This is a genomic window from Arcticibacter pallidicorallinus, from assembly GCF_003002875.1.
Lineage (GTDB): Bacteria > Bacteroidota > Bacteroidia > Sphingobacteriales > Sphingobacteriaceae > Arcticibacter > Arcticibacter pallidicorallinus.
In genome coordinates this window covers 100,628-109,812 of sequence record NZ_PVTH01000011.1, presented here as the reverse complement: position 1 = coordinate 109,812, position 9,185 = coordinate 100,628, and the positions used below count along the sequence as shown (strand labels likewise).

At 44.8% G+C, this 9,185-nt stretch carries 8 protein-coding genes; 2 read left to right on the top strand and 6 right to left on the bottom strand.

The features are described from left to right. Positions 1–147: 147 nt before the first annotated feature. The 5 genes from B0I27_RS15365 to rocD all read right to left on the bottom strand — a co-directional run bounded on the left by B0I27_RS15365 (position 148) and on the right by rocD (position 6,160). Positions 148–543, bottom strand: a complete 396-nt coding sequence (locus tag B0I27_RS15365; protein ID WP_106294950.1) for a GlcG/HbpS family heme-binding protein — start codon at positions 541–543, stop codon at positions 148–150. Positions 544–748: 205 nt separating this feature from the next. Beyond that, positions 749–1,399 carry a hypothetical protein gene (locus tag B0I27_RS15360; protein WP_106294948.1) on the bottom strand — a complete coding sequence of 217 codons (651 nt, stop codon included), beginning with the start codon at positions 1,397–1,399 and terminating at the stop codon, positions 749–751. Between the two features lie 18 nt (positions 1,400–1,417). Beyond that, complete coding sequence (locus tag B0I27_RS15355; protein WP_106294946.1) at positions 1,418–3,730, bottom strand: TonB-dependent receptor; 2,313 nt, start codon at positions 3,728–3,730, stop codon at positions 1,418–1,420. 475 nt (positions 3,731–4,205) lie between these two features. Beyond that, the gene (locus B0I27_RS15350; RefSeq protein WP_106294944.1) at positions 4,206–4,886 is read right to left on the bottom strand and encodes a hypothetical protein; all 681 of its coding nucleotides are present in this window, start codon (positions 4,884–4,886) and stop codon (positions 4,206–4,208) included. A 26-nt stretch (positions 4,887–4,912) separates the two neighbouring features. Beyond that, a complete protein-coding gene (gene rocD, locus B0I27_RS15345) occupies positions 4,913–6,160 on the bottom strand; it encodes an ornithine--oxo-acid transaminase (RefSeq protein WP_106294942.1) in 1,248 nt (415 codons plus the stop codon). Positions 6,161–6,297: 137 nt separating this feature from the next. Between rocD and rpe the strand changes: the two genes are divergently transcribed. After that, a complete protein-coding gene (gene rpe / locus B0I27_RS15340) occupies positions 6,298–6,969 on the top strand; it encodes a ribulose-phosphate 3-epimerase (protein WP_106294940.1) in 672 nt (223 codons plus the stop codon). A gap of 8 nt (positions 6,970–6,977) precedes the next feature. On the opposite strand, the gene B0I27_RS15335 is transcribed toward rpe, so the two are convergent. After that, the gene (locus B0I27_RS15335; RefSeq protein ID WP_106294938.1) at positions 6,978–7,598 is read right to left on the bottom strand and encodes a helix-turn-helix transcriptional regulator; all 621 of its coding nucleotides are present in this window, start codon (positions 7,596–7,598) and stop codon (positions 6,978–6,980) included. Positions 7,599–7,729: 131 nt separating this feature from the next. Here B0I27_RS15335 and sufB point away from each other — a divergent pair, with 131 nt between their 5' ends. After that, positions 7,730–9,172: a Fe-S cluster assembly protein SufB gene (sufB, locus tag B0I27_RS15330; protein ID WP_106294936.1), complete on the top strand. Its 1,443-nt coding sequence runs from the start codon at positions 7,730–7,732 to the stop codon at positions 9,170–9,172. The last annotated feature ends 13 nt before the right edge of the window (positions 9,173–9,185 follow it).

Sequence of the window (9,185 nt, the reverse complement as noted above, 5' to 3'; positions counted from 1 at the left end):
TATGGATCTTGCAAGGGTATTCTTCTTTTGGGATTTTAAAATGATCTACAAAAAAACGACTTTTTTATTTCCCCCCCAAGAATTCCGCTTGATCCTATATGTGATCAGTGCCCAAAATTGGGGCTGGATGGTGAAACAGGTAGCGGATCATAGTTGGGCTGCGGAAGCCACCTCGTGATCCTGTTCAACAGAACCACCGGATACGCCTATCGCACCAACAATTTTCCCTGAAGCATCTTTTAGTACAACGCCTCCTGGAAATGTTATAAGTCCGCCGTTAGAATGTTCAATCCCAAACAGGGGGCCACCTGGCTGAGAGAGCTTCCCGATCTCGCCGGTGTTCATATCAAAGAAACGTGCTGTCTTGGCTTTCTTGATGGAGATATCGACTGATCCTAACCAGGCATTGTCCATTCTGTGAAACGATACCAGGTTGGCGCCTTCGTCAACAATGGCGATGTTCATGGGTACACCTATTTCGTTTGCCTTAGCTTTTGCTGCTTGGGATAGCCGTTCGGCTTGTTCAAGGGTGATGCTGCTCATAAATATGTGGTTTAAATTAGTATTCGAATGCTACAACATCCGGCAGGGCTTTAAGTTTCCTGTATGTTGGTTTTAGCTGTTTGCAGGGAGACGTTTGGCTGACTTAATGTTTTCGGAAGTGGCAAATGGGGTTCAGGAAGATGGTGATTGAAAAAGCCCCGCACATCATTGATATGCGGGGCTCGTGAGTTATACGGTGATTTAATTACTCCGCTTCGATATGTAGTTCAAATGTTTGATCCAAATCGGTGTCGCCGATCAGTGAGTAGTTTTCGTAGTTAAAAACACCCGCCGGTACTTTGGATTTATCTAGTCCGTGGCTTAAAATAACCTGAATATTCGCCGTTCCGGCACCAAGGGTCGAGAATTTACCTTTAAGACCGATAGGGTAGTTGTTCTGATCTTTATCTTCATACACGTAGTTGATGAAATTGGACACTGTTTTTCCTTCTGCATCTTTCGCAAAGAAAAAGAACTGGTGCTCGTCTGCGGCTTTAATGAACTCGTCATTGATGATCTTACCATCTCTGTACATTTCGATATTAAGACGGTACGTGGAGTTGGGATCCAGGTGGATATGTGCATGTTCATGATCATGTTCTTCTTCTGAGGAAACGGTTGCAGTACTTGAATGAGCATGAGCATGATCGTGGTCATGTGATAGTTCGTCGAAGTTGACGGTGACCTTGGTTTGCGTTTCATCGCCGTTTGCATCAAGCTTGGTGAAAACGAGCTTTGCTGCATCCGGTTCTTCTTGTTCTATCTCCGGCTGAGGGTCATCTTTGCTACATGATGCCATGAAGAAAGTTGAAATTAAGATGAATGCTAGTGCCAGAAGTTGATTTTTCTTAGTCATGTGATGTAAGTTTTTTCGTTAAATTCTATACGTTGCCCTTAGAATGAAATTACGACCGGTGTCATGAGCGTAATATCTGAACCGGTTCATGTATTCTTTGTAGAGCTTATTTGTTAAGTTGTTAATAGAGAAGTTGACGGATAGTTTGTTCTTTCCGGCTTTGACCTGAAAGCCTGCGTCAAGATTAAGTAAATGATATGCCGGAGGGGAAGCTGTGAAGTCAGATCCTTCATCATATCTCGTCTGTTCGGCAACATATTGATGCTGAAGTTTTATGTAGTTATTTGAAAGCTTGCTAAAGCTCGGAAGATTGAAGAGGATGCTGTTATCCACCCTGTCTGATGGGATCCAGGGTAAATAAAGATCGTTCCGGATATCTTTTGCCCGAACGAGGGATCCTTTTAGCTCATATTTTGCAAACGGCAGGATCTTGTAGCTTGTGGTCATGTCTATGCCCATGAAGCGGGCATTCGTTTGACCATAGTTGTATATCGGGAAGGTTCCGCGGATATTTTCGAAATAACTGTCGCCCGGACTTAGATAAATATAATCGTAAATGTAATTCAGATAAGCGTCTGCATTGAGACTGAATTTGCCTGAATGGAACTCTACTGAGTTGATCCATTTCAGCGCTCGCTCGCTCTTCAAACTGGCGTCGCCCCGCTCATATGACCCGGTGCCGTGATGAAGTCCGTCGCTATAAAGTTCGTTGCCTACAGGCGGACGCCATGCAGTTCCCAGATTACTACGCAGGTGAAAATGATTGTTGACATGAAGGACGCCCCCGGCAGATACGGATACGTTATGGAAATTATGCTTGTCGCCATACAAGGTCCCCTCGCGGTTATATCCTAAAGCATCAAGATTACGATAGTCGTACCTGAGGCCGAGCTCGAGTTCATAGTTCCGCCTGAACAATTTGGCTAGACCGTAGGCACCTCCTCCATAGGAATCGTAATTCGGGATCATGGGGGTGATACCCGTTCCGGGCACGTTGTTGTTAACCTGCATCAGTCCATTGAGTCCAAATATGGTTTTTAGTCCCGACTCGCTCATGTTTTCGATATTCAAATCGAGAGTATGCGACTGAAGTTTCAGATTCAGCGAAGGAGTGGCGTTTAGCACCCGGCGCAGATCATACTCCTGCCTGTTGTTGGACTGAAAGCCATAGATAGCATTGACGGAAGCTCCGTTTGCGAGATGGAAATGGGACTTCAGTTTGAGCAGGTCATGGCTGACTTTTTGGAGTGGCGCTTCCAGATTGTAGGTGAAGCTTCCGTCAAAAAGCGGCCGCCCGTATGCTATGCGATCCTGCAAATCATCGAGATTTCCAAAATGTGCTCCTTTAAAGATGCCTAGTTCCGTTTGGAAGTGGCTGTAGTATACTTCAGTTTCCAGATGTTCGGTATTATAGCCCACCGCTGCGGAAAAGTTGATTTCCTTCATTCCCGAGTTTTCGAGGTAATAATTAGCGGATTTTACATTTCCTGCCTGCCTGGCAGTTCCCTGTATTCTCCAACCGAAGCCTGGGAATCTTGGGAGACCTCCGCTAAGCATGCCAGAAACGGCACCTAACCGGCCATTGCTGGCTCCCGTGAGGTTTAGCTCCGCTTTGATCTCAGAGGAGTGCGGTAAGGCTGGCGGTTCTACGAGAACCACACCTCCAATTGCTTCTGCTCCGTAGCGGATTGCTTCGGCTCCTTTGATGACAGTGATTTGTCTGGCTATAAAGGGATCGATTTCCGGAGCATGCTCTGATCCCCATTGCTGACTTTCTTGCCTGATCCCATTATTAAGGGTCAGTATCCGGTTGCTGTGAAGACCTTGAATTACCGGCTTGGCGATAGTGCTTCCTGTCTGAAGCATATTTACACCACTGATCGCCTTAATCGCTTCCGCCAGATTGCCGCCCCGAGTGCGATCGAGCTCTGCACCACTTATGGTAGATGTGGCATTAGAGGTTGGAACCGCAGAACGGTGGCCGGTGATTTCCACTTCGTTCAACTTGATATCCTGTCTATGTAGTGAGATGTTCAGTTTCTCTGACTGCCTGAGCCGCACCTGTTGCTGGAAGGAGTCATAGCCTGGCGCCTGCACAATTACCAGTGCTTTATCTTTCGACACGCTATTAATCGTGAATTTGCCTTCTGCAGATGTAACCGCAGAGCTTGTCCCAACTTGTACCTTTGCTCCTGATATTGGTTGCCTGGTATCGGTATCAGAAACAAGACCGTTGACAGTGTAAGCACGTGTTGCCTCTCCCTTGGTCTGACCAGATGATGACAGGCCATAGCACAGGAGGGTAATACATGTAAATACCCTAAATTTCATATTTTTTAAATGTTCCGGATGTGTCAAATTGTCTTTGATAACTCTTGAAAGCCATCAAAGATGTTTTAAAGTGAGACTAAGGGAACATGCATAGGGGGACCTTTATTATAAGATCGGCAAAGGTGACTTGAATGAACCTTGCAGTCTAATTCCACGTGCAGCGTTAAAAGAGGCGCTGTATGGTGGAATATTTTTACTACCGAAGGAAGTATGGCTCCGCTTGAACTTTGATGAGAGTGAAGTATGCAAACAAAGCATTTTGGGCTTACAAGCTGAAAGTCTTCCTGAGAGCTGCTACGAGAATGCTTTGCAAAGTGATGCGCTTCGTCGTGATGATGGGCAGCTTGTACAAGTTGGATCGACGTTAACGCCACCAACATGATTATAGATACAAGGCTGTAGATTCTCTTCATTCCCGACTTAATGCTTAATATTACAAAGTTGCATTTAAAATCTGGAAGGTGCAACGTATTAATTATTTTTTTCTGATGCCGTCTATGCTTCTGGCCAATCTGAATAGATTGGTTTTCGTTCCGACGTTAACTGCGAAGGTTTGCAGGTTATGGCCCTGTATCTTTCTGGTGTTTTGCATATAGCTTAACTCCGCAAAAAATTTAAATCTCCGTGCTCCGTAGTCGAGGCCCGTATTGAGCTTGATAATTCCGGACAGAGATGATTTGTTGCTATAATTTACTTCGCCTGCCTGGACATCTATTCGCGACCTTGGTTCGTTCAGGATTCCTGCTCCGACGCCTGCTGATCCGAATATTCGGAACTTCTTAATGTTTTTCATGTATCCATAAGCTATGCTGCCCATGTAAAAGGTAGCGTTTGCATTTCTGGTTTTGTAATCATAGTCGGACTCTAAATTTATCTGATCATATTTGTAGTTCAGATAGTCAAGAGAAGGGTAGAGGAAGTGTTTCCTGTTTTTTGCCAGGATCTGCAGACCGATAGATGATGAAAAACGGGGCCGCAAGACATCGGATACACCTCCGATAGGGAAAGCCATACCAATCCCTTTCACGCTGAAGATGCGTTCTTTTTGAAGTATCTCCTGGCCCATACCGAGGATTGAATCTACTGATTGGGCTCTCGATATGGCCGTTGATGCGATGAAAAGAGCGGAAAATAGAATTAAGTAACGGTTTTTCATAAAGTACCACTAACGCTGTATGATCATTAACATACAGGGGCGGTATAAGTTTCAAGGGTTCTTTCGATTATTTGCAGACACTCATCCATTTGTTTTACGGTTATTATCAAAGGAGGCGCAAACCTGATAATATGACCGTGTGTGGGCTTAGCCAGGAGGCCATTATCTTTCAGGGAAACGCAGAGATCCCAGGCAGTACGCCCGTCTTTTTGAGGCAGTATTTCAACGGCATTGAGTAAGCCTCTTCCGCGTACGGCAGAGATAACCTGTGGGTATCGGGATTTCATGTTGGTCATTGCAGCCCTGAAAATTTCGCCCATTTTTTCAGCATTGTTTGCGAGGTTTTCGTCTCGGATCACGGAAAGCGCCGCCATAGCAACTGCACATGCTAGTGGATTACCTCCGAAAGTGGATCCATGTTCACCGGGTTTGATAGTAAGCATGATCTCGTCGTCGGCAAGTATGGCTGAAACAGGTAGCACACCTCCCGAAAGTGCTTTTCCCAGTATCAGGATATCGGGGCGAACATCTTCATAATGACAGGCCAGGAGCTTACCGGTTCTCGCTATGCCAGTCTGGATTTCGTCGGCAATAAACAGTACGTTATATTGCTGGCAAAGCTGATGCGCTTTCTTGAGATACCCCTCGTCGGGTATCTTTATTCCGGCTTCTCCCTGAATAGGTTCGACGAGGAAAGCGCACACATCGGGGCTGCTTATTGCTTTGTGTAAAGCGTCTAAATTATTATACGGGACGCTCGTGTATCCGGGCATATAGGGTCCGAAATTTCTGGTAGAGTCTGGGTCTGAGGAAAAGGAAATAATTCCGGTGGTACGGCCGTGAAAGTTATCGTTTGCTACTACGATCTTCGCGGTTTGGTCGGGGATGCCTTTTTTAACATAGCCCCATCTTCTGGCAAGTTTAATGGCTGTTTCTACTGCCTCGGCACCGGAATTCATCATCAGGACCTTTTTATAACCGAAAAATTCGGCTATAAACTTCTCGCACTCTCCGAGTTTGGAACTGTAGAACGCACGGGATGTGAGTGTTAGCTGAGACGCCTGCTCAACCAGTGCAGTAATTATTTTCGGATGGCAATGCCCCTGGTTAACAGCGCTGTAAGCTGAAAGGAAGTCAAAATATCGCTTCCCTTCCGGGTCCCATAAATAAACGCCTTCCCCTTTTGTTAGGACTACCGGAAGAGGATGATAGTTATGTGCGCCATACTTTTTTTCAAGGGCAATTGCTTCCTGACTGGAGAGATTTATTTTCATGGCATAAGTTCTGATGTCGATTAAATATATCAATTTTCGGCATTTTTAGAAGAAACAGAGAGCGATGTGGTCATTCGTAACGACTATTCGAAGTCAAATAAAAAAAGTAAAACTCTGGCGAAAGATTATCTTTGATTATGAATTATCTTATTGCTCCTTCGGTACTTGCTGCTGACTTCGCGAACTTGCAGCGTGATATAGAAATGGTTAATAGTTCTGATGCCGACTGGTTTCACGTCGATATAATGGATGGTGTTTTTGTTCCAAATATCTCGTTTGGATTTCCGGTTCTTGAGGCTATAAACCGCTATGCAAAGAAGCCGCTGGATGTACATTTAATGATTACAGACCCGGATCGATACATTGAAGCATTTGCCAAAGCAGGCGCTTCTGTGATTACGGTGCATTATGAGGCGTGCACACATCTCCATAGGACGGTAGATGCTATCAAAAAGTTAGGCTGTAAAGCAGGAGTGGCACTCAATCCGCATACGCCTGTTTCCTTGTTGGAGAACGTTATTCAAGATATTGATCTGGCTTTGATTATGTCTGTTAACCCTGGTTTTGGAGGTCAGAAATTTATTTCGCAGACTTATAAAAAAGTGCAGTCGTTGAGAGATCTGTCTATCGGTGTGAACGACAATTTGATGATCGAAATAGACGGAGGAGTGAATCTCGATAATGCACCCTTGCTGATGGAGGCCGGTGCAAACGTATTGGTCGCGGGAAACTTCGTTTTCAGTGCGGAGGATCCAATATCGACGATTCAAGCTTTGAAGGCAATTAAAACAGGGAGAAAACTGATTTAAATGTCATTTTATCCAGGCAAGATAATAGTGTAAGAGCATAAACGCTGACCGCGTGCGATGGTGTGTTCCTGAATAATGGTGACTCCCTGACCCAGGACCTGCTGCAGAATCTTCATATCTGAGTGGCAAAAGCCGGAGCATGCGCTGGATGCGGCGCCAATAGGGCAGTGGTTTTCAAGCAATGTGAATTCGTGTTCAGAAACCTTTATGCACTCCGCCATATAGCCTTCCTGGGAACGAATCTGAGTGTACTTTTCCAGAATGTTAGACAACCCCACTTCGTCTTTTAATAGTTCCGTGTAACGTTTAACTGCTTCTTTTTCACGCTTTACGAGAACGATGTCAAGTGCATTCTCCCCCAGTTCGTTCTTGATCGCGTTAAGAAGCTCCACGCTGAGCGCTGCATGGTTGTTGGGAAAATGAGCATGTCCATATTCCGTAAGTTCATATATTTGCACAGGTCTTCCAACACCATTAGAAATGGAGGTGGATTTTAAGAGGCCGTCTTCGGTCAGTTTGATCAGGTGCTGACGTGCCCCTTCGCCCGTCATGCCCAGTTCAGTGGCGATGGCTTTGGCGTTTAGAGGCCCTCTTGTTTTTAAAAGTTGTAAGAACCTATTTGTTCGCATAAATATTTTCCAAGTTTTTACTTGTTTAATGCAAAAGTAGTAACTTTGCATTAAATAAAAGCCAGAATTTTTTTGAGAGGTTTTGAGGCATCAAGATCCCTGGATTGGAAAATAGGTTTAATAAGTTAGCTATGAGTAAAGACCAAGAGTTATTAGAAACGCTTGCCACGAGTGAATATGAGTACGGGTTCTCTACCGATATCGAGACGGAGATTCTACCTCCGGGCTTGAACGAAGATACCATACGTTTTATCTCCGCAAAGAAGAATGAACCAGAATGGCTGTTAGAGTATCGCCTGAAGGCGTTGAAACGTTTTCACGAAATGGAGAAACCGGATTGGCAGAACTTCGATTTTCCGGAGATGGACTTCCAGGCAATTTCCTACTATGCAGCCCCGAAGAAAAAACAGCTGAATAGCTTAGACGAAGTTGATCCGGAATTGTTGGAAACATTTGCAAAGCTGGGCATTTCCCTGGATGAGCAAAAAATGTTATCCGGAGTTGCTGTTGACGTAGTTTTTGATAGTGTATCTGTTACGACTACTTTCAAAGAGAAGTTGGCCGAGATAGGTGTGATCTTCTGTTCGTTTGGAGAAGCAGTGCAGGAGCATCCGGAGTTGGTTAAGAAATATTTGGGAACGGTTGTACCTATTGGGGACAATCTTTTCGCCGCACTGAATGCAGCAGTATTCTCTGACGGATCATTCGCTTATATACCTAAAGGAGTCCGTTGTCCGATGGAACTATCGACATACTTCCGTATCAATGCGATGAACAGCGGTCAGTTTGAACGTACCCTGGTGATTGCTGATGAAGGCAGCTATGTTAGCTACCTGGAAGGCTGTACAGCTCCAATGCGTGACGAGAATCAGCTTCACGCCGCAGTGGTAGAACTTATTGCTCTTGACGACGCGGAGATCAAGTACTCGACCGTTCAAAACTGGTATCCGGGTGATAAAGATGGTAAGGGAGGTGTTTATAACTTTGTTACCAAGAGAGGGATCTGTAAAGGAAATAACTCTAAGATATCCTGGACGCAGGTGGAAACAGGTTCTTCTATCACATGGAAGTATCCAAGCGTTATTTTGAAGGGTGATAATTCATCAGGTGAGTTCTATTCAGTGGCATTAACCCGTAACAGGCAGATAGCTGACACCGGAACGAAGATGATTCACCTTGGTAAGAATACGAAGAGTCGTATTATCTCTAAGGGTATTTCTGCTGGCTTCAGTCATAACAGCTACCGCGGTTTGGTGTCTATTCATTCCAATGCTACTAATTCCCGTAATTTTACTCAGTGTGATTCTCTTTTGATCGGTGATCGTTGTGGTGCTCATACGTTTCCTTATATTGAAGGTAAGAACAGCACTTCTATTGTAGAACATGAGGCTACGACATCCAAGATCGGTGAGGACCAGGTGTTTTATCTGAACCAAAGAGGGATTGACAGTGAGAAGGCAGTTGCATTGATCGTTAATGGTTATGCGAGGGAAGTATTGAACAAACTTCCTATGGAGTTTGCTGTAGAGGCTCAAAAGTTGCTGGCTATATCGCTGGATGGCAGTGTCGGATAGTTGTATTGATAAA

What these genes read in the sequence shown, in the direction of transcription:
- B0I27_RS15335 (WP_106294938.1), bottom strand. Translation starts at nt 7,598, where the DNA reads ATGCGAACAAATAGGTTCTTACAACTTTTAAAAACAAGAGGGCCTCTA.
- B0I27_RS15365 (WP_106294950.1), bottom strand. Translation starts at nt 543, where the DNA reads ATGAGCAGCATCACCCTTGAACAAGCCGAACGGCTATCCCAAGCAGCA.
- sufB (WP_106294936.1), top strand. Translation starts at nt 7,730, where the DNA reads ATGAGTAAAGACCAAGAGTTATTAGAAACGCTTGCCACGAGTGAATAT.
- B0I27_RS15355 (WP_106294946.1), bottom strand. Translation starts at nt 3,730, where the DNA reads ATGAAATTTAGGGTATTTACATGTATTACCCTCCTGTGCTATGGCCTG.
- B0I27_RS15360 (WP_106294948.1), bottom strand. Translation starts at nt 1,399, where the DNA reads ATGACTAAGAAAAATCAACTTCTGGCACTAGCATTCATCTTAATTTCA.
- B0I27_RS15350 (WP_106294944.1), bottom strand. Translation starts at nt 4,886, where the DNA reads ATGAAAAACCGTTACTTAATTCTATTTTCCGCTCTTTTCATCGCATCA.
- rpe (WP_106294940.1), top strand. Translation starts at nt 6,298, where the DNA reads ATGAATTATCTTATTGCTCCTTCGGTACTTGCTGCTGACTTCGCGAAC.
- rocD (WP_106294942.1), bottom strand. Translation starts at nt 6,160, where the DNA reads ATGAAAATAAATCTCTCCAGTCAGGAAGCAATTGCCCTTGAAAAAAAG.